Annotated in this window: 14 protein-coding genes and 5 pseudogenes; 14 read left to right on the top strand and 5 right to left on the bottom strand. The window is 70.8% G+C overall.

The window, feature by feature from the left end:
* Window positions 1-43 precede the first annotated feature (43 nt).
* A complete protein-coding gene (locus ACSU6Z_RS29305) occupies window positions 44-808 on the top strand; it encodes a helix-turn-helix domain-containing protein (RefSeq protein ID WP_437050636.1) in 765 nt (254 codons plus the stop codon).
* A gap of 115 nt (window positions 809-923) precedes the next feature.
* Here ACSU6Z_RS29305 and ACSU6Z_RS29300 read toward each other — a convergent pair.
* Window positions 924-1,402, bottom strand: a pseudogene (locus ACSU6Z_RS29300) (IS701 family transposase); the annotation flags it as partial.
* 167 nt (window positions 1,403-1,569) lie between these two features.
* On the opposite strand from ACSU6Z_RS29300, the gene ACSU6Z_RS29295 reads away from it, so the two are divergent.
* From ACSU6Z_RS29295 to ACSU6Z_RS29285, 3 genes are all read left to right on the top strand, one after another.
* The gene (locus tag ACSU6Z_RS29295; RefSeq protein ID WP_437050635.1) at window positions 1,570-3,027 is read left to right on the top strand and encodes an aldehyde dehydrogenase family protein; all 1,458 of its coding nucleotides are present in this window, start codon (window positions 1,570-1,572) and stop codon (window positions 3,025-3,027) included.
* Window positions 3,028-3,396: 369 nt separating this feature from the next.
* The gene (locus ACSU6Z_RS29290; RefSeq protein WP_437050633.1) at window positions 3,397-3,756 is read left to right on the top strand and encodes a hypothetical protein; all 360 of its coding nucleotides are present in this window, start codon (window positions 3,397-3,399) and stop codon (window positions 3,754-3,756) included.
* Window positions 3,753-4,994, top strand: coding sequence for a low temperature requirement protein A (locus tag ACSU6Z_RS29285; RefSeq protein WP_437050632.1), 1,242 nt, complete (start codon window positions 3,753-3,755; stop codon window positions 4,992-4,994). The genes ACSU6Z_RS29290 and ACSU6Z_RS29285 overlap by 4 nt, the downstream gene beginning before the upstream one ends.
* A gap of 399 nt (window positions 4,995-5,393) precedes the next feature.
* Here the strand turns inward: ACSU6Z_RS29285 and ACSU6Z_RS29280 are convergent, their stop codons facing one another.
* Entirely contained in the window at window positions 5,394-6,110 is a 717-nt protein-coding gene (locus ACSU6Z_RS29280; protein ID WP_437050630.1) for an SDR family oxidoreductase, read from the bottom strand.
* A 78-nt stretch (window positions 6,111-6,188) separates the two neighbouring features.
* On the opposite strand from ACSU6Z_RS29280, the gene ACSU6Z_RS29275 reads away from it, so the two are divergent.
* Complete coding sequence (locus ACSU6Z_RS29275) at window positions 6,189-7,058, top strand: helix-turn-helix transcriptional regulator (RefSeq protein WP_437050629.1); 870 nt, start codon at window positions 6,189-6,191, stop codon at window positions 7,056-7,058.
* Between the two features lie 371 nt (window positions 7,059-7,429).
* On the opposite strand, the pseudogene ACSU6Z_RS29270 reads toward ACSU6Z_RS29275, so the two are convergent.
* Window positions 7,430-7,894: pseudogene (locus ACSU6Z_RS29270) on the bottom strand (DEAD/DEAH box helicase); the annotation flags it as partial.
* Between the two features lie 92 nt (window positions 7,895-7,986).
* Here ACSU6Z_RS29270 and ACSU6Z_RS29265 point away from each other — a divergent pair.
* From ACSU6Z_RS29265 to ACSU6Z_RS29250, 4 genes and pseudogenes are all read left to right on the top strand, one after another.
* The gene (locus ACSU6Z_RS29265; protein ID WP_437050628.1) at window positions 7,987-10,770 is read left to right on the top strand and encodes an ATP-binding protein; all 2,784 of its coding nucleotides are present in this window, start codon (window positions 7,987-7,989) and stop codon (window positions 10,768-10,770) included.
* Window positions 10,771-10,930: 160 nt separating this feature from the next.
* The gene (locus tag ACSU6Z_RS29260; protein ID WP_437050626.1) at window positions 10,931-11,755 is read left to right on the top strand and encodes an alpha/beta fold hydrolase; all 825 of its coding nucleotides are present in this window, start codon (window positions 10,931-10,933) and stop codon (window positions 11,753-11,755) included.
* A gap of 66 nt (window positions 11,756-11,821) precedes the next feature.
* The gene (locus tag ACSU6Z_RS29255; protein ID WP_159528653.1) at window positions 11,822-12,145 is read left to right on the top strand and encodes a putative quinol monooxygenase; all 324 of its coding nucleotides are present in this window, start codon (window positions 11,822-11,824) and stop codon (window positions 12,143-12,145) included.
* A 76-nt stretch (window positions 12,146-12,221) separates the two neighbouring features.
* Window positions 12,222-12,954 (top strand): annotated as a pseudogene (locus tag ACSU6Z_RS29250) (SDR family NAD(P)-dependent oxidoreductase).
* A 372-nt stretch (window positions 12,955-13,326) separates the two neighbouring features.
* Here the strand turns inward: ACSU6Z_RS29250 and ACSU6Z_RS29245 are convergent.
* Window positions 13,327-13,770, bottom strand: a complete 444-nt coding sequence (locus ACSU6Z_RS29245; RefSeq protein ID WP_184827358.1) for an Rrf2 family transcriptional regulator — start codon at window positions 13,768-13,770, stop codon at window positions 13,327-13,329.
* Between the two features lie 160 nt (window positions 13,771-13,930).
* Here ACSU6Z_RS29245 and ACSU6Z_RS29240 point away from each other — a divergent pair, with 160 nt between their 5' ends.
* The 3 genes and pseudogenes from ACSU6Z_RS29240 (at window position 13,931) to ACSU6Z_RS29230 (ending at window position 16,258) form a co-directional block, all read left to right on the top strand.
* Window positions 13,931-14,401 (top strand): nuclear transport factor 2 family protein, encoded by a 471-nt coding sequence (locus ACSU6Z_RS29240; RefSeq protein ID WP_437050624.1) that lies wholly within the window; start codon window positions 13,931-13,933, stop codon window positions 14,399-14,401.
* 272 nt (window positions 14,402-14,673) lie between these two features.
* On the top strand, window positions 14,674-15,375 hold the full coding sequence (locus ACSU6Z_RS29235; protein WP_437050623.1) for a DUF4232 domain-containing protein: 702 nt from the start codon (window positions 14,674-14,676) through the stop codon (window positions 15,373-15,375).
* Window positions 15,376-15,509: 134 nt separating this feature from the next.
* A pseudogene (locus ACSU6Z_RS29230) lies at window positions 15,510-16,258 on the top strand (transposase family protein).
* Between the two features lie 501 nt (window positions 16,259-16,759).
* On the opposite strand, the gene ACSU6Z_RS29225 reads toward ACSU6Z_RS29230, so the two are convergent.
* Window positions 16,760-17,032: a hypothetical protein gene (locus tag ACSU6Z_RS29225; RefSeq protein ID WP_437050806.1), complete on the bottom strand. Its 273-nt coding sequence runs from the start codon at window positions 17,030-17,032 to the stop codon at window positions 16,760-16,762.
* Between ACSU6Z_RS29225 and ACSU6Z_RS29220 the strand changes: the two are divergent.
* A pseudogene (locus ACSU6Z_RS29220) lies at window positions 16,946-17,271 on the top strand (hypothetical protein). The gene ACSU6Z_RS29225 and the pseudogene ACSU6Z_RS29220 sit on opposite strands and share 87 nt — an antisense overlap.
* 283 nt (window positions 17,272-17,554) lie before the next feature.
* On the top strand, window positions 17,555-17,851 hold the full coding sequence (locus tag ACSU6Z_RS29215) for a hypothetical protein (protein ID WP_437050621.1): 297 nt from the start codon (window positions 17,555-17,557) through the stop codon (window positions 17,849-17,851).
* Window positions 17,852-18,798: the final 947 nt, after the last annotated feature.

Raw genomic sequence — 18,798 nt, 5'->3', positions numbered from 1 at the left:
ACGCGATGGTGGCAGACACCACGGACCACGTGAGGAGACCGCGATGCCGGGAGGCAGGCTCACCCAGCAGGAACGCCAGCAGATCGCGCTGGGACTGGCCGACGGCCTCGCCTACGCCGAGATCGCCAGGCGCCTGGACCGCCCCACCTCGACGGTCACGCGCGAGGTGATGCGCAACGGCGGCCCCACCTCCTACCGCGCCGACCTGGCCCACCGCGCCACCGAACACCGCGCCCACCGCCGCCGGCAGACCGCCCCCCGCGACCCCAGGACGCCGGCGCAGCCCCACGGGCGCGACGCCGAGGCGGTGCGCGAGTACGAGGAGGTGTTCACCACCGTCGTCATGGCCTCGGGCATGCCCAAGATGATGGCCCGGGTGCTGGCCTGCCTCTGCCTCACCGACTCGGGCAGCCTCACCGCCTCCGACCTCTCCCAGCGCCTCCAGGTCAGCCCGGCGTCCGTGTCCAAGGCGATCGCGTTCCTGGAGAGCCAGGGCTTCGTCCGCCGGGAGCGCGACGAACGCCGCCGCGAGCGCTACGTCGTCGACGACGACGTCTGGTACCAGTCGATGATGGCCAGCGCCCGGTCCATCGCCCAGGTCGTCGAGACCGCGCGGCAGGGCGTCGGCGTCCTCGGCTCCCACACCCCGGCCGGCGCCCGCCTGGAGAACATCGCCCGCTTCCTGGACTTCGTCTCCGAGAGCACCGCCCGCGCCGCGGAACAGGCCCGCGACATCCTCTACACCAAGCCCGAGCGCACCGAGCCCGAGCATCTCACCTCCGGGACGACCTCGGACGGCGCCGCCTGAGCCACGTCCCACCCGCCCCCGCCCTTCGCCTGCGGCCCCTGCGCGGTCACGGGCACGCCTGGCGGTCGACGCCCCGGTGCGCATGTCCGCGACGCGCATGCGCGCCCGACGCGCCGTCCGCCTGCTCCAGCTCGGACCGCCAGCCCGTGCTGTATCCGTAGGCGGCGTCCGCGGTCACCCACCGGAACGGGATCTTCTCCGTGATGGCGCGGCGGACCATCGCCTTGGCGATGGCCACCTTGGTCTCGAAGGCGATCTCATCAGGAATGCCGGCCCGGCGGCACCTTTCGCGGTCGTCGGTCCAGGAGGTGGGCAGGTACAGACGCCGGTCGATCAGCGTCCGGCCGCGGCCGGTGGCATAGGCGAGGAAGACGCCGATCCGGCAGTTCTCCGTGCGTCCGGTGGTGCCGGAGTACTGCCGCCGCACCCCGGCCGACCGCGTCCCCTTCTTCAGGAAGCCGGTGTCGTCCACGACCAGGACGGCGTCCCGGTCACCGAGGTTGTCGACCACGTACCGGCGCACGTCGCCGAGCACACCTCATCGGCGTCCCACTCGATCCGGTTCGGCATCCGGTGGATGCGGTCCGGCCAGCCAGCACCCCGCACACCAACAAGACCCCCTCCCAGCGTCAGTACTGACGTGAGCGAGCCGTCGGCCGGATGTCAGTCAGCTGACGGAGGCTGTCGGCACGGTGGCCGAGCCATTCTCGTGGAGACATCGAATCCGCCCGGTACCCGGGTGAGACCACGAGGAGCGGACCATGAGCACCATCGCGCAGCACTGGATCAACGGACAGTGGACCGGCTCCGGCTCGGCTCTGGAATCGATCAACCCGGCCGACGGCACCGTCGTCGGCTCGTTCTACGACGGTGGCGAGGCGGAGGCCTCGGCCGCCGTGGACGCCGCCGCCGCCGCGTTCGAGACCACCGAATGGGCGCGCACTCCCTCGCTCCGGGCGACCGCGCTCAGCCGGCTGGCCGACGCCCTCGAGGCCCGGGTACCCGAGGTTGCCGCCATGTTGTCCCGGGAGAACGGCAAGCTGCTGGGTGAGACCATGTGGGAGGTCAGCGGTGCGGTCGGGTGGCTGCGGTACGCGGCGGCCTCCGCGCGCACCCAGACCGCCGGGCGCGCCGCCGAGACGGCACCCGGCCAGTACACCCACTCGGTGCCCGAGCCGCTCGGTGTCGCCGGGATCATTTCTCCCTGGAACTCTCCCATCATGCTGACCGTGCGGGCGCTGGGCCCGGCGCTGGCCGCCGGCTGCACCGTCGTGGTCAAGCTTCCGGCTCAGACGGCGCTGACCAATGAGCTCTTCGCGCAGGTCCTGGCCTCGGTCCCGGAGATCCCGGCGGGCGTGGTCAGCGTGTTCACCGAGTCCGGCAACACCGGGGCCCCGTTCCTGGTCTCCTCGGACAAGGTCGCCGTGATCAACTACACCGGCAGTACGCCGGTCGGGCGCCGTATCGCGGCCGCGGCCTCCACCACGCTCAAGCGGCTCGGTCTGGAACTGGGCGGCAAGGCGCCCATGGTGATCTTTCCCGACGCCGATCTGGACATGGTGATCCCGACTGTTGTGCAGTCGCTGGTGCTGATGAACGGGCAGTTCTGCTGCACCGGCTCCCGCGTACTGGTTCACCGGGACATCGCCGACCAGGTGCGCACTCGGCTCACCGACGCGCTCGCGCAGGTGCGGCTCGGCTCGGGCGACGACGAGAAGGCCCAGCTCGGCCCGGTGATCGACCGGGCGTCCGCCCAGCGGGTGGACGCGATCGTCGAGGAGGCCGCCTCGTACGGCACGGTGCTGCTGCGCGGCGGTGTGGTCACCGACGGCCCGCTGGCCGCCGGCGCGTTCTACCGGCCGAGCCTGATCGAGGTGGACCGCACCGACGTCCGGATCGTGCAGGAGGAGGTCTTCGGTCCGGTCCAGACGTTCGAGATCTTCGACGACGAGGACGACGCCGTGGCCAAGGCGAACGCCACCATCTACGGCCTGGCCGCCTCGGTGTTCAGCTCGGACTCGATGAAGGCCCGCCGGATCGCCCGGCGCATCCGCACCGGCACGGTATGGATCAACACCTGGGGGGCCATCAGCGAGGACTTCGAGGAGGGCGGCGTCAAGGGAAGCGGTTACGGCTACCTGTGCGGCCCGCGCGCGATCGAGGAGTTCCAGGCCCTCAAGGTGTACGTGGAGCAGGACCACACCCGGTCCGCTCACTGATCAGACCATGACCCGGCCGGCGCCCACCCGGGCGCCGGGCCCGGTTCCCCCGCACGAGAAGGCCGCACATGCCGTCGATTCCGCTCACCGGAGCGACGAACGGTCTTGGTCTCGCTCCGGCCGAGGAGCTCGCGGAATGCGGGCACCGGGTACTTCCGCACGGTCGCAACCCGCAGCGACTCGCGGCCGAAGTGGCGGCACGGCACCAGCAGCGGCCGGCGGTGAGCCATCTGAGCCCTGTGCCGCCCACCCGGCAACCGCTGCCGCTGTTGCGCTCGGGCAGCCCATCACGCGGCGCCGACATCGCCTCGGTCGCGCAGGAACCGATGGAATCAAAACGATACGCAGCATGTCGATGTGGAGTGGTCCATGAACGAGGGAATTGTTTCCCATGCCTACGGTGCCGACGATCCTGGACTGCCGAGCCCACCGGCAGCGACAGACATCCGGCACACGCTCCGGGAGCAGAGCCGGAACACGTCCGCGAACGCCGAACCCCGGCCCGGCCCCACCGCTCCGGCCGCCGTCCGGCGTTGGAAGCTGTGGCTCCTCACCGTGTGCGGTATCTACCCCACCATCGTCCTGCTGGGCCTGGCCACGGATCCTGTTCTGGAGGATCTGTACCTGCCGGTGCGACTCGCCGTACTCGTCCCGGCGGCGGCAGCGGCGATGGTCTGGCAGATCAATCCCCGACTGCAGCGGCATTTCGGAGCTTGGCTCACCAGATGACAAGCAGCCCGGCTCCGCCGCCGGTGTGTTCCGCGGCGCCCGCACACCACAGACCACTGCGCAGGCTCACGGCGCGAGGCCGCGACGAGACCCGCCGCGGCGTCTCCCCACTGGAGCTCTTCTTCGACCTGTGCTTCATCGTGGCCATAGCCCAGGCAGGCGCCCAGCTGGTGCACGCCGTGGTCGAGGGACACACGGGCGAGGGGATCCTCGACTACTTGATGATCTTCTTCGCCATCTGGTGGGCGTGGATGAACTTCACGTGGTTCGCCTCGGCCTACGACAACGACGACGTGCTGTACCGGATCATCACGCTGATCCAGATAGCCGGCGTGCTCGTCCTGACGGCGGGCGTCTCCCAGGCGTTCGAGGAACACGCGTACCCGGTCGTCGTCCTGGGCTATGTGATCATGCGGCTCGCCATGACGGCGCAATGGCTGCGCGTGGCGCGGTCGAGCCAGGGCCCCGAGCGGACGATGGCGCTGCGGTACGCCATCGGGCTGTGCCAGATCGGCTGGCTGGGGCTACTGGCCCTGCCGGAGGCCGGCCGCCCGTGGGTCTTCCTGGTGATGGCGCCACTGGAGATGGCCGTACCGCTGTATGCGGAGCGGGCCCACCCCACGCCCTGGCACCCCCACCACATCGCCGAACGGTACGGGCTGCTCACGCTCATCGTGCTCGGCGAGACCATCGCGGCGGCCACCGTCGCCGTGAAGTCGGGGATCGACGAGCACGAGGCCCTGGGTGAGTTGCTGCCCATCGCCGCCGGCGGACTGCTGATCATCTTCGTCGCCTGGTGGGTCTACTTCGCGGTCCCCATCCACGGGCACCTCCGGTCCAACCGGCAGTCCTTCCTCTGGGGCTACGGCCATTACCTGATCTTCGTCTCGGGTGCCGCGATCGGGGCCGGCCTGGAGGTGGCGGTGGAGCAGGCGGTGGGCAAGACGCACCTTTCGGCGCTGTCCGCGTCGGCGGCGGTGACGCTGCCGACAGCGCTGTTCCTGCTCACGGTGTGGGCGCTGCACTCGCGCTTCTACAAGGTGGGGATCGCCCAGCAGTCGGTGCTGCCGGCCACGGCGCTGCTGGTGGTCGTCTGTACGTTCCTGGGGCACTGGGCGGTGCTCGCGGCGGGGCTGGTGGCGGCGCTGGCGGTGGCAGCCGGGGTGACGCTGACCGCGCTCGGGGCGAGCCCGGAGCGCGGGAGGGGCGAGGAAGGCGTCACGGTGTCAGTTCCGTGAGGGAACTCCCGCCGCCGCGGGAACCCGGCCGGCACGGCGTACGACGGCGCCCGTGCCGTGCGCCCGGTGCACCTGCTCGACGACGGCGACACGTTGTTCACGCCGACGACGGGGACGCACCCGCTCGGCACCGCGAACCCGCCGGCCCTGGACGACGTCCTCACGGCGGGGCGCGGACGCGGTGCCCCACGCGACCGTACGCGCCGTGGGCACCGCCGAGCCGGTGCCCACGCCTGCTCGACGAACCGGGCACCAGCCTGCACGGCGAGGCCCAGGGCGACTTTCTCCGGTACGCCTACGGCCGGCCCGGACCCGAGCAGCAGGTCCTCCGCAGCCTGATGCGCCGGGCACGGGTCACCCACCGCTGGGGCACCCGTCCCCGACGCCTCCCATGACTCGTCACCAGGGCACGGGGGTTCCGTCCCAGGAGAAGAAGCCACCGGTGGGGCCGTCGTCCGGCAGCAGGGCCAGGCGGAGGGCGCCTTGGGCGGCCTCGGCCGGGTCGCCGCCGGCAGCGGCGGCCCCGGGAGTGAGATCAGTGGCCCGCAGGCCGGGAGCGAGCGCGTTGACCTTGAAGCCGTCGTGGGCCAGCGTCTGGGCGTACAAGACGGTGAGGGCGTTGAGGGCGGCCTTGGACGACCGGTAGGCAGCGGCGCCGCCGCTTCCCGGGGTGAACTGGGGGTTGGGGTTCGTGCTCCAGGTCAGCGACGCGGTGCCACTGGAGATGTTGACGATGCGCGGGCGCGGCGACCGGCGCAGGGCGGGCAGGAAGGCATTGGTCACCGCCACCACCCCGAACACATTGGTCTCGTACGTGCGCCGGAACTCCTCGACGCCGGTGCCGGCCGGCGGGTCGAGTGACAGCGAGATGCCGGCATTGTTGACCAGCACGTCCAAGCGGTCCACCTGAGCCGCGGCCCGTGCGATGCCGTCGGGATCATTCACGTCGAGGACCAGCGGGCGGGCCCCGGCGCCGATCTCCTCGACGGCCCGCTGCCCGCGCCCGGGGTCGCGGGAGCCCACGTACACGGTGAGGCCCTCGGCGGCGAGCAGCCGGGCAATATGCTTGCCGATGCCCTTGTTGGCACCGGTGACCAGAGCTGTGCGTTCGTTCATGGCAACCACGCTTCCCCGGTCGCAGGCGCCCGGCCAGGGACAGCCTGTACCAGGCAGCGGGAGGAGACAGGGGGCGGTATGGCACGGCAGGAGCTGGCCCGCTACCTGCGGGAGCGCCGGGCGGCCCTGCGTCCGCACGAGGTCGGCCTGCCGGAGACGGGCACCGCCCGCCGCACACCGGGCCTGCGCCGCGAGGAGGTGGCGGAGCTCGCCCACATGTCGGTCGACTACTACACGCGGCTGGAGCAGGCCCGGGGACCGCGGCCGTCGGCCCGGATCCTGGACGCGTTGGCCCGCGCGCTGCGGCTCACGCCGGCCGAGCGCAGCCACCTGTTCCGCCTGGCGGGTTCGAGCGCGCCGCCCGGCACCAGCGCCGTGCGGCGGGTGCGCCCGCACGTGGCCCGGATGCTGGACCGGCTGCCGGAGACCGGTGCCATCGTCACCGACGCGGCGTACCACGTCGTCGCCTGGAACCCCCTGGCCCAGGCACTGCTCGGCGCCGACCTCGCAGACGGGACGACGAACCTGGCCCGCTGCCGCTTCCTGGGCCAGGGGCGGACGTACGAGAGTTCCGGCGCCGAGGAATTCGGGCACATCGCGGTGGCGCGGCTGCGCCGGGCCGCCGACCGCTACCCGCACGACCCGCAGCTGGCCGCCCTGCTGGCCGAACTGCACGACGGCAGTGAGGAGTTCCGGCAGATCTGGCAGACACATCCGGTCCACGCTCCCGGGCACCGCACCAAGACCCTGCACCATCCGGAGGCCGGCGCGCTGCGGTTGAACTGCGACGTCCTGCTCGTGCCCGAGGACGACCAGGAGGTCGTCCTGATGACGGCCGACCCCGGATCACCTGCCGTGCGGGCCCTGCGCAGGCTGGCCAGGCAAGCGACCCGAGACGAAGGATGCGCACAGGTCTCGCCGGCGATCACGGGGCGTCGCGGCTCCTGATTCACCGGGGCCTTGTACCCGCCTCGATGCCGAGGCTTTCCACGCCGCCTGTCTGCGCGAGCTCCAAGCAGTGGGCCGGGGAAGGGCGCGGCGGCATCTCCGATGCATCTCCGGGTCTTTGGGCCAAGGCCATGAAGTGGGGGATCGGGTCCGTGGCTGCAAGTGGTGTCCGATCCGGGGAATGCCGGACGCGAGAAGCGGAGCCCAGGCACCGGGCGCGGCACGCGCACTCTGGTTCACGCATTGCTCGTGCCGGACGATCGCGCGACACCTCGACGGGGGGACGGCGGAACGCCCTCGCCGACACGGATGGCCTTCCGCCGGCTCTGCGTGGCGAACGAGATGTCGATCCCGTCCCCGTCCGCGTCGCGCCAGATCGGGGATCCGGGTCGGTGGACCCGGGTGCGCGGCAAGGCCGCGATGGTCGCCGGGGCGCGCGGGGTGGAGAAGTGGCGCAGGGCGGACTCGGCAGCGGCGTCGGCGTCGTAGTGTTCCTGGTCTTCGCCGTCGTCCTCGCCGCCGGTGCCGGCGCCGATGATCCCTCGTCTTCGTCGCGTCGGACGTGGATCGTGCGCTGTCCGCTGGTGTGGGCGCGGGAGGCGAGCTGCTCGACGAGTCGTTCCTCATGACTGCGCGGGCCTCTGGAGGACGGCGACGAGGGGGCGGTAGCCGGCGGAGGCGACCGTGTCGGCCGGCCTTTGCCGGGCGGGAGGGGGGACCGGCACGATGATCCGCGCGACCTTGGTGCTGCCGTTGCGGTGAGGCTGCGGCGCCCGGCTGGTGTCCTGCGCGATCCCCGTTTGGGAGCCGCGGGTGTCGGCGAAGCGGATGGCTTCACGCTCCGTTTGCCGGTGGGTGCGATACTTCCTGGTCAGGTGCGTGGCTGGTGGTTCGACCGCTTCGCGAGGCAGGACGAGGGACGCGGCGGATGTGGGCGAAGTCAGGGACAGGCGCGGGCGTCGGCCCGACCGGGCTGGTCGGCCGGGAGGGCGAGCTCGCCGAGCTTGCGGCGTTCCTGGACACGGCCGGGACGGACGGAGCTGTCCTGCTGCTCACCGGTGATCCGGGCGTGGGGAAGACGGCGCTCCTGGACGCGACCGCCGAGCTGGCGGTGGCGAAGGGAGTGCGGGTCGTCCGCGGGAGCGGTGTCGAGTACGAGACGGACATCAGCTTCGCGGGGCTCCATCAGCTCGTCGGCTCGCTGCCGGACGAGCTCGGTCGTCTGCCGCGTTCCATGCGGGAGGCCCTCGAGGTCGCCCTCGGTCTCGGCGCCGGTCCCGCGCCGAGCCGGATCGCCGTCCTGAACGCGGCACTGTCCCTGTTCGACGAGGCCGCGAAGGAGCGGCCGTTGCTCCTCGTGGTCGATGACCTCCATGTCGTCGACCAGGCGAGCCAGGCCGCGGTGGGTTTCGTCGCCAGACGACTGGGGGGCCGCCGCATCGGGTTGCTCGGAGCGCAGCGGGCGGAGTCCGGCGAATTCTTCCGGTCCACCGGCCTGCCGGAGCTCGAGGTCGCGCCGCTGGGTGACGCGGACGCCCTGCGGCTGCTGTCCCGGCGCTTTGCTCACCTTCCCCGCCGGGTTCTTTCGACCGTGGCCCACGAGGCGCAGGGAAATCCCCTGGCGCTGCTCGAGTTCGCCGGGTCCACCGAGGTGTCCGGCGACCAACACGGCCAAGGGGCGGGGCGGGCGAGCGGCCCGGGGCGGGATGTCCGCGCCCTGTACGGCGCCCGCGTCGGACGGCTGCCGCGGGGAACGCGCGAGGTACTGCTGCTCGCGGCTCTCGAGGGCTCCGGCGACATCGGCGTCCTCGAGGCGGCCGGCGGACCGGGCAGCCTCGAGGAACTCGCTCCCGCGGAGCGTGACCACCTGGTCATGGTCACGGAGAACGGCCGCGCGGTGCGCTTCAGGCATCCGCTGGTCAGGTCCGCGGTGGTCGACGGTTCCACCGGTGACCAGCGGCGCGGCGCCCACCGCCGGCTGGCCGACGCGCTGGCCGGCCAGCCCGAGCGGCGCGGTGATCACCTCGCGAGAGCCACGACGGCGCCCGACGAGGCGGTCGCCGCCGCGGTGGAGTCCGCGGCCCGGAGCGGCCTGCGGCGCGGTGACGCCGACGGCGCGATCGCGAGATTGCGGCGCGCGGCCGAGCTGAGCCCCGACCGAGCGGACCGCAGGCGCCGCCTGTCGCAGGCCGCCTATGCCGCCGCCTGGGTCGCGGGCCATCTGGAGATCAGCCACGAGATCATGCGTGAGGTCGAGGGCAATGCGGCGGCCCGGTCGCTCTCGGCGGCCGCGACGGCCGGCTTCCTGGTGCTCGTCACGGAAGGCGACGCCGATACGGCCCATGCACTCCTGATGGAGGCGGTCGAGCAGGCCCCGGTGATGCCCGGACCGCCGCGTGAGGAGCTGGAGACCGCGCTGTTCACCCTCAGCCTCGCCAGCCAGTACTCGGGCCGGCCCGAGCACTGGCAGCCTCTGGTCGACGTGCTCGCCCGGTTCCCCGAGGCGGCGCCCGCCGCCGCGGCGTCGCTGGGACGCGTCCACCACGACCTCGGCTCCGTCACCGACGGCATGCTGCGCCGCCTGGACGAGGAGATCGCGCGGCTGAGGGACCAGAGTGACGCCGACGTGGTCATCCGCACCGCCCTGACCGCCTCGTACCTCGACCGGCTTCCGGGCTGTCGCGAGGCCGTGTCCCGGGTCATACGCGACGGCGGCGCGGTGGGATCGAGCATGCCGGCCCTGATGTTCGTCGCCCTGGACGACCTGTACGCCGGCCGGTGGCAGGCGTCGGCCGGCGCCGCGGACGAGCTCATCGCACTGTCCGAGGAGACGGGGTACCACCTGTTCGCCCAGGTGGGGCACTACGTCGCTGCGATGGCCGCGGCCCAGAGCGGCTCCCTCGACGCGTGCCGGGAGCACTGCGAGGACATCTGGGGGTGGTCGGGGCCCAGGGGCCTGCGGCGGCTGGAGAACTGCGCCCACCAGGCGGCGGCCCGGGCGGCCCTCGGCGCCGCCGACTTCGAGACGGCGTTCCGGCACGCCACGGCGATCTGCGCTCCGGGCGTGCTGCCGCCGTTCAACCCCGAGGCCGTGTGGTCCGCGCCGGACCTCGTCGAGGCCGCCGTGCGCTCCGGGCGGCACGCGGAGGCACGACGGCACGCGGACGCGCTGCGCGACGCCGGTGTCGGTCACCTCTCGTCGCGGTTCGCGCTGAGCACGGCCACGGTCACGGCGATGACATCGGCTGCCGAGGACATGGTCCGGTGCTTCGAGGAGGCGCTCGGGCTGCCGGGCGTCGAGCAGTGGCCCTTCGAGGTCGGCCGTGCTCATCTGGCGTACGGCGAGAGGCTGCGCCGTCAGGGGCTCAACCGCGAGGCCCGGGCGCAGCTGGCCGCCGCCCGCGGCCGCTTCGAGGAGCTCGGGGCCCGTTCGTGGGAGGCCCGGGCCGCGGCGGAGCTGCGCGCCACCGGGATGACGCGGACCGGCCGGGGCAAGGCCGGTGAGGCCCTCACCCCGCAGGAGCTGGAGGTCGCCAGGCTGGCGGCGACGGGGCTGTCGAACCCGCAGATCGCGTCGCGCCTGTTCCTTTCGCCGCGGACCGTGTCGTCGCATCTCTACCGTGTGTTCCCGAAGCTGGGGATCACGTCGCGGGCCGGGCTCCGCGACGCTCTGGAGGCGCTGCCTCCCGAGCCTCCGGCCACCCGGCCGTGAGAGCTGCCGGTCGGGTCCCAGCACTGCCCCGGTACTGACGTGAGCGAGCCGTCGGCCGGATGTCAGTCAGCTGACGGAGGCTGTCGGCACGGTGACCGAGCCATTCTCGTGGGGACATCGAATCCGCCCGGTACCCGGGCGAGACCACGAGGAGCGGACCATGCCGTTCGTCACCACCGGCGACGGAGTCGAGATCTTCTACAAGGACTGGGGCTCGGGCCGGCCGGTCATGTTCCACCACGGCTGGCCGCTGAGCTCGGACGACTGGGACGCCCAGTTGCTGTTCCTCGTCCGGCGGGGCTACCGCGTCGTCGCCCACGACCGCCGCGGACACGGCCGCTCCGCCCAGGTCGGCCACGGGCACGACATGGACCGCTACGCGGCGGACGCCGCCGCCGTGGTGGCCCACCTCGGCCTGCGCGACGTCGTCCACGTCGGCCACTGCGCCGGTGGCGGAGAGGTCGCCCGGTACGTCGCCAGGCACGGTGCCGGCCGGGTCGCCAAGGCCGTCCTCATCGCAGCGGTCCCGCCGCTCATGGTCCAAACGGAAGCCAACCCCGCAGGGCTGCCGGTGGAGGTCTTCGACGGCTTCCGCGAGGGCGTGGCCACCGACCGCTCCCAGTTCTACCTCGACATCGCCTCCGGGCCGTTCTACGGGTTCAACCGTCCGGGCGCGGACGTCTCCCAGGGCATCATCCAGAACTGGTGGCGCCAGGGGATGGCCGGCAGCGCGCAGGCACACCACGAGGGGATCAGAGCGTTCTCGGAGACGGACTTCACCGACGACCTCCGGGCGATCGACGTGCCCACGCTCCTCCTGCACGGCGACGACGACCAGATCGTCCCGATCGCCAACTCCGCCCGGTCGGCGGTCACGTTGGTCGAGAACGCGGACCTGAAGGTCTATCCGGGCCTGTCGCACGGCATGTGCACCGTCAACGCCGACACCGTCAACGCCGACCTCCTCGACTTCATCAAGAGCTGACCCGGCTCGGTACCGGCACACAGTCCGTCAGCACGGAACACGACACGGAACAGAAAAGGAATCACCATGACCGCAACACCCACCGGCTACGTGACCGTCGTCTGGGACGCGAAGGCGAAGGCGGGCAGGGAGGCCGACCTCAAGGCGTTCATCACCGCCGCCGTCACCCCCTCGCGCAACGACCCCGGCAACATCGACTACGAGGCCCACGAAGTCGAGGGCCGACCCGGCGAATTCGTCATCTACGAACGCTGGGAGACACGCGCCCACCTCGACGCACACCTCGCCGCGCCCCGGATGCGGGAACTCGTCCCGCAGATGCTCGAACTGATCGACGGATCCATCGAGGACGGCATCCGCCTGCTGCGCCCGTTCCGCCCCGCCCACTAGAGCAGGGCGCCCGCCGACGTCGGGGTCGACGCCGACGGAGCACACCGCCGCGGAACCAATCCCTCGGGTGCTCCCGGTGACCGCTTTCCGGGAGCACCCGCTCCGACGACACGCACAGGAGGGACACGACGCGACCACCACATTGATCACCGGCGGCAACAGGGGCCTCGGCCACGAGATCGCGCGCCGACTCGTCCAGGCGGGCCAGACGGTCCGGATCGGCGCCCGGGACGCCGGGAACGGACGCAAGGCCGCCGGCCGGCTCGGCGCCGGCTTCGTCCAGCTGGACGTGACCGACGACGCGTGGGTCAAGACGCCGCGCGCGGGCCGGCCACCTGGACGTCCTCGTCGACAACGCCGGCGTCCTCGGTGAAGTGACGGCCCCCGAGGAGATGACGGCCGACCAGATCCGCCACGTCTACGAAACCAACGTCTTCGGACTGGTGGGCGTCACGCACGCGTTCCTGCCCCTGCTGCGGAAAGCGGCAGCCCCGTCCGTCGTCAACGTCACCAGCGGCCTCGGCTCGTTCACGCTGACCCACGACCCGGAGCGGGTCGAGTCGCAGTATCCGCTCGCCGCCTACGGCTCGCCGAAGAGCGCGGTCACCATGCTGACCACGCAGTACGCCGGAACGATCCCCGACGTCCGCTTCAACGCGGTGGACCCCGGCCGGACCGCGACCGAGTTCACCGGCCACATCGGGCAGAGCGTCGAGGAGGGCGCCGAGGCGGCGGTGCGCATCGCCACCCTGGGGCCCGGCACGCCCACCGGCACGGTGACCGACCGCACCGGCGTGCTCCCCTGGTGACGGCGGCAGGCCCGACGCCGGGACAGGCTTGGCAACCGCCCTCACCCGGCGCACCGGTCAGGGCTGGCGGGCCCTCGCTGAGGGTCCTGGCCGGCATCCGCCCCTCACCCGTTCCGCACTTCCCGGGCGCGGGCCGTCTCACCTTTCTCCAGCCGTGCACGGAGCCTGGCCGCCCGCCTCGCCGGGGACCGAGCCGCCCGGCGTCCCGCTCATGGTCAACACCGCTCCCGCCAGGGGAAGGCGCGCAACGACTGTTCCGGCGGCGGGTCCAACGCGTTCGGCGCGGGATTCCATCTCCACGCTCACGTCACTCCGCCCCGGTGGGCAGAACCCACGCCGAGCCCCACGGTTCGCACGGGGTCGCCCAGCTGATCAGAGAGGCTGGCGAGGTGCCGCGAGTACGTCCCTGAGCACCTTCTCGAGCGTGACGCGGGCCAGCTCGTGTCTCAGGGTCTCCTCGATGTCCTGGTAGATGCCCCGCATTGCCGGCTGGATGCCGTGACCCACCACGCATCCCTGGTCCGGGGTGGTGCGGTGCATCGCGAACAGCGGGCCGGGTTCCACTGCCTCGTACACGTCGAGCAGGGTGATCGACCCCAGCTCGCGCGCCAGCGACCAGCCCGCGCCCGCGCCCCGCCGGGACTCCACGAGCCCGGCCCTGCGCAGCTCGCCGAGCAACCGTCTGATCACCACGGGGTTGGTGTTCGCGCTGGCTGCGATCTGCTCGGAGGTGGCGACCTCGTGGCCCTGGCGCTGGTAGAGACCGATCCAGGCCAGCGCATGGGCGGCAATGGTCAGCCTGCTGTTGGCGCTCATGATCCCTCCTCCGGTCGCAACGCTCCATGTTACGACAGTGCAGTCGCAACAGTGAAGGTTGCGACAATCTGCCGTAACGATTATTGTTACGACAGCCGGGAAGGATCGATCAAAGACAAGCGCGGTCCTGAGCGTGTTGCGAACTCAAAGGAGAACAGGAATGGAAAGTAACGAAAAGACCGTTCGCGAGGCTTACCGGCTCGCGGAAGGGAACGTTCTCGACGGTAACGGTTTCCTGGCCTTGTTCACCGAGGACGGGTCGTTCAACGACATGTCGACCTCGCAGAGTTTCCGCGGAGAGCAGATTCCTCAGGTGATCGCGGGCCTCGCCCGCTCGTTTCCCGATGTACACCGTGAGCTGCTCGAGGTACATGCGTTCGGTGATGTCGTCGCCGTCGAGTTGCGCATCCAGGGCACGCATCTCGGAGGGTTCCCGACTCCGGTCGGCGAGATCCCACCGACCGGGAACCGGATCGACGTGCCGGCGGCAGACCTCTGGTACCTCCGTGACGGAAAGATCGAAAGGTTCAATTGCTACAACTCGATGAGCGTGTGGCTTGATCAAATCGGGGTCCACCCCGACTTCAAGTCCGCAGTCGAAGCCACCGAGACAGCAGCCACGACGGCGTAGGGCCGGCGTCCCCGGGCGGAACTCGCCGGTGTGGAACTGGGACGTCACAGTGCGGCCGGCCGCACAGGCGCGGCCCCGTCCCTTGCGTGGTGCGATGGTCGGCGACGGCCGCTGCGCTGTCCCTTGTTACCGAATGCGGACAGACCCGAGTGAACCGACGCTCGCCCTGGTGCCATCTCCTGGGGTGCAACGAAACAGCCGAACGGGGCTGGTCACCCTGCAGGAGCAGGGGAGGCACCGCATCCGGACAAACCACAGGGGGAGTTTTCACCATGACCACGCACCGTGCCCGCCGTACCGCCGTCCTGGCCGCCGCCACCGCCGCGCTGGCGCTGGGCCTGACCGCCTGCGGCGGCGCCAGCGACGGCTCGACGGCGACGGGCGGCGACCACACCGCTGGTAGCACCCCGATCCGATCCGCGTCCGACGGGGACGACAAGGCCAGCGCGGCGCAGGCCGACAGCGCTGGTCACCTCAAGGCGGGAGTGCGCTCAGCGACCGCCTCGGGCGTGACGGAAAAGGCCGTGAGCAAGCGCGCGACAGCTGGCACCCAGCCCTGCCGTGGAGACGAGATGCTGGTCACCGCGGTGCACCGGTTCGCCGGCCAGCAGGGCGACCACCTGCTGCTCACCGCGGTGAACGAGGGCACCAAGCCATGCTGGGTCACCTCGTACCCCGCCGTGGTGCTCGACTGGAACGCCAACAACGTCGCCTTGCCGCACTCGAAGAAGGACAACCCCGGCGGCGACAAGCACATCACGCTCCAGCCCGGAGGCAAGGCATACAGTGCGGTGAACCTCTTCGACTACGGTTCGAACAACCACACGGCGCAGTCGCTCGCCATCGGGCTGCGCGACGCGGACGGTCACACCGGCCCCTTCTACTCCGTCACCGTCAAGGGCCAGAAGCCGCAGTTCAGCTGGAATGAGGCCGACGTGCTGAACTGGAGCACCGAAAAGCCGTACAACTTCTGACAGCAGAGTCTGTTCAGTGAGCTCTTTCAGCGTGGCCGCTGATCGGGCGACGGGCCGGCGTCCCGCAACACACGAGGCTCCCGTGCCGTTGGAGGAGGTGTTCTACGTCTCAACCCACCGGCGCGGGAGCCTCGTTGGTTGTCCATCCTGCCGCACTCGACCTGCCTCACGCCCTGGCCGAGTGGGTCACCTGCTCATCGCCACCCGTGAGGGTGACCGCCGCTGCAAGCTGCCGCCGCACCAGCGTGCCCTGGTCGGCCTGGCGCACCTGCGCCGGCACGACACCACGGCGCGCTCGCGGCCGGTTTCGGGATCTCGGTCGGCACCGCTCACGCCTACGCCACCGCCGTCATCCATCACCTGCCCAAGCGTGCGCCCGGCCTGTTGCGGGCGCTGCGCGAGACCGATCCCGGGCACGTCCTCCTGGACGGCACGCCCGCCGAGTGCGACCGGGCCGGCGACAGCCGGGCCGACCACTCCCACAAACACCGCCGTCACGGAGTGAACGTGCAGGTCGTGACCGATCCCGCGGGCGGACCGCTGTGGATCCCACCCGCGCTGCCCGGCCGCACCCACGACCTCACCGCGGCCCGCATCCACAAAATCATCCGCATCTGCGAACGCCAGGGCGTCCCCGGTCCTCGCCGACCGCGCCTGCATCGGCGCCGGCCCCTGGGTGACCACACCGGTCCGACGCCCGCCCCGCCGAGAACTCACACCGACCCAACGCACGAGGAACCGGGCACTGTCAGCGGCACGAGCACCGGTCGATCGGGGCGTCGCAAGGCTGAAGTCCTGGAGGATCTTCCGCAGAGCCCGCTGCAGCCCCGACCGCCTGTCGTCAATCACCGCAGCCGCCCTCACCTTGGAGCGTCAGCGCTGAAAGAGCTCAGAGAGCTGTCAGGGCAGGCCAATGAAGTGTGCGCAGTCCGGACAGCGTCTCCTGGCACTCAGTGCGGTGTTACCTGCCGTGGCCTGTGCAGGCTCATGCTCACTAATCCTTGCCCACCGTCCTGGGGCTGGGTTGGGGATCCATCCCCATGCCGCCTCTTCGGGCGACTCCACATAGTGGACGCACGCACCGGGGATATGTGCGTAGCCCCGAGGCGAGACCAGGATCTTGTCGAGGATGAAGCCCTTCGGGGCGCGCGGGGCGGCAGTCGCTCCGTCTGCCGCTCGAGGACTGCTTCCGTCTGCAGGGCAGTCGCAGCCTTCCCCAATGATCAGTTCACACCTGTCGCATCGTCGTGAGCTCATGGCTCCAATGGTCGCTCAGAGTTCGATGGCACACGCTTGAAGGTCCGTGTCATAAGACACCGGCCATGGCGGCACAGGCCCTGGCTATGACCCCGACCACGCTGCCGCGCGCCCCGTCCATGGCAGGTCAGGGCGTTCCTCGCCGTGCCGGCCGGCCGGTAGCGTGCCCGCCGTGATGGTGGGCACCGAAGAAACCAGGCTGGTCGTGCTGCGCGGCAACAGCGCCTCGGGCAAGTCGTCCATCGCGGTCGGCATCCGGGAGAAGTTCGGCCGCGGCCTGGCCCTGGTCGGCCAGGACAACCTGCGCCGCGTCGTGCGGCGCGAGCGGGATCGGCCCGGCGCGGCCAACATCGGCTTGATCGATCTGACCGCCCGCTACGCCCTTGACGCCGGGTTCCACGTCGTGGTGGAGGCATCCTGCACGCCGACCGCTACGGCGACATGCTCGCCCGGCTGCGCGCCGACCACCGCGGCCCGGCCCACAGCTACTACCTGGACGTGCCGTTCGAGGAAACCGTCGCCCGGCACGCCACCAAGCAGATCGCCGACGACGTCAGCGAGACACAGATGCGGGACTGGTACCGGTCGCGCGATCTGCTGCCCGGCGGAGTCGAGACCGTCATCGGCGCCGACAGCTGACGACAACTCCTAGGCAGACCCTCCTAGGCGAACCACCATGGCCACCTGACGGCGATCGAGTCCAGCGGCCTTCGCTATCACCCCGAGCCGGGCAAGCTCATGCGGAAGGTGCTCGTAAACCAACACGCGCGCTGCTCCCTGCCGGGGTGTCCCTGAATTACGCCAATGCTACATGCTGCATCAATTTGGGAGACCAACATGCGAGACCTCCCGGCAGACCCCAATGCACAAGATCCCACCCCAACCCTGGTGGGATCTTGTGCATTGGGGTACACGAGGCGGCATGGCACCGAAGACCGAACGCATCCAGTTCCTGCGGGCCGTGCGGCAATTGCGCCGTATCCGCTCCTTCTACGCTGTGGGCATCCTGCTGTGGACGGGGTCCGCCCTCTGGACCGGCTGGCAGGCGCCCGGGAGTCGGCAGATGTGGGTGTCCGTCCTCCTCCTGGTCGTCTTCACCTCTCTTCTGGTCGCTGCGAGCCTGTCCCTGCGGCGCCTTGCAGTTCCCGCGACCGGCCGACCCGTGCACCACGCCGCCACACACAAGAGGCTCAGCGCTGGCCGTCACGCCCATGCCTGAGGACTCGTCACTGTGAGGACGTCCCCTGTCTGGAGTACGTGACGGGTCTGGAAGATCGTTCGTATCCGTTACCCGAAGGTTCTGGCCGAGACCTTGCGACAGTGCGGAAGCCTCCTGGAAGGAGCGCAAGATGCAACACGTTGACTCTCGTGTCCCGCCGTCTTGGGCCAAGCCCGGTAACCGGTGGGGACCATGGATCTACTGGCCGATGCTCTGTTTCAGCATCGCCTTATTGGCGTGGCGGGTCATCGACGGTGACGGCCCCGGCCCCATCATCCTTGCGGCCGGCCAAGTCCTGCTATGGGCCTGCCTCCTGGCCGCCAACCGCACTGCACGACGCAAGGGGATGTGAACCAGGCCGACTGCCCAGCATGACTACGGGCACTGGGAGACCATGAGGATGCAGTGGAGGGCTCGATACCCCCTTCCGGAGCGGACCGTTACACAGCTTCGATGCAGCCGGTGGATCTTCGCAGGGTTCACGATTCTCGAAGCGTTCGCACTCGTCATGGCGCTTACAGAGGATCACCGCAACACCTGGACTGTCACTTGGACGGGGATCGGCACCATTCTCTTCCCGCTCATGCTGGTGGGGACCCAGCACCAACTGAAGAAGAACGAGCGCATCACACAAGCGCTGAAGTCCCCGCCAGCCACCCCTCCCCCGTAGCTGCCCGGACCGCAGGCCCGTTGGCCGACCTGCGGGGTCAGTCTCTAGGCACGCAGCGCCCTTGGTGGCTGGAGCGCAGCGCAAGCCACCTCGCGGGGCTGCAGGCCCCGCAGCTTCCGGGAGCGCAGCGGACGGAACGTCACCCGCCATGCGCAGCATGGCGGGTGAGCTGCTCGCGATAGCGAGCAGCTCCGCTCCGCGGAGCGGAGCGCAACCCGCTTGCGCAGCAAGCGGGTTCGCTTGCTGCGGGCGCAGCCCGCAGGGACCCGCTCCGCGG

It is taken from the genome of Streptomyces sp. enrichment culture, from assembly GCF_964273145.1.
Taxonomy (GTDB): Bacteria; Actinomycetota; Actinomycetes; order Streptomycetales; family Streptomycetaceae; genus Streptomyces.
This window is presented reverse-complemented; position numbering and strand designations above follow the sequence as displayed.

Coding starts and splice junctions, on each gene's coding strand:
- ACSU6Z_RS29305 (WP_437050636.1), top strand. CDS start 44: ATGCCGGGAGGCAGGCTCACCCAGCAGGAACGCCAGCAGATCGCGCTG.
- ACSU6Z_RS29245 (WP_184827358.1), bottom strand. CDS start 13,770: ATGAGCGCCAACAGCAGGCTGACCATTGCCGCCCATGCGCTGGCCTGG.
- ACSU6Z_RS29290 (WP_437050633.1), top strand. CDS start 3,397: ATGAACGAGGGAATTGTTTCCCATGCCTACGGTGCCGACGATCCTGGA.
- ACSU6Z_RS29265 (WP_437050628.1), top strand. CDS start 7,987: ATGTGGGCGAAGTCAGGGACAGGCGCGGGCGTCGGCCCGACCGGGCTG.
- ACSU6Z_RS29275 (WP_437050629.1), top strand. CDS start 6,189: ATGGCACGGCAGGAGCTGGCCCGCTACCTGCGGGAGCGCCGGGCGGCC.
- ACSU6Z_RS29295 (WP_437050635.1), top strand. CDS start 1,570: ATGAGCACCATCGCGCAGCACTGGATCAACGGACAGTGGACCGGCTCC.
- ACSU6Z_RS29285 (WP_437050632.1), top strand. CDS start 3,753: ATGACAAGCAGCCCGGCTCCGCCGCCGGTGTGTTCCGCGGCGCCCGCA.
- ACSU6Z_RS29215 (WP_437050621.1), top strand. CDS start 17,555: ATGGCACCGAAGACCGAACGCATCCAGTTCCTGCGGGCCGTGCGGCAA.
- ACSU6Z_RS29240 (WP_437050624.1), top strand. CDS start 13,931: ATGGAAAGTAACGAAAAGACCGTTCGCGAGGCTTACCGGCTCGCGGAA.
- ACSU6Z_RS29260 (WP_437050626.1), top strand. CDS start 10,931: ATGCCGTTCGTCACCACCGGCGACGGAGTCGAGATCTTCTACAAGGAC.
- ACSU6Z_RS29235 (WP_437050623.1), top strand. CDS start 14,674: ATGACCACGCACCGTGCCCGCCGTACCGCCGTCCTGGCCGCCGCCACC.
- ACSU6Z_RS29255 (WP_159528653.1), top strand. CDS start 11,822: ATGACCGCAACACCCACCGGCTACGTGACCGTCGTCTGGGACGCGAAG.
- ACSU6Z_RS29280 (WP_437050630.1), bottom strand. CDS start 6,110: ATGAACGAACGCACAGCTCTGGTCACCGGTGCCAACAAGGGCATCGGC.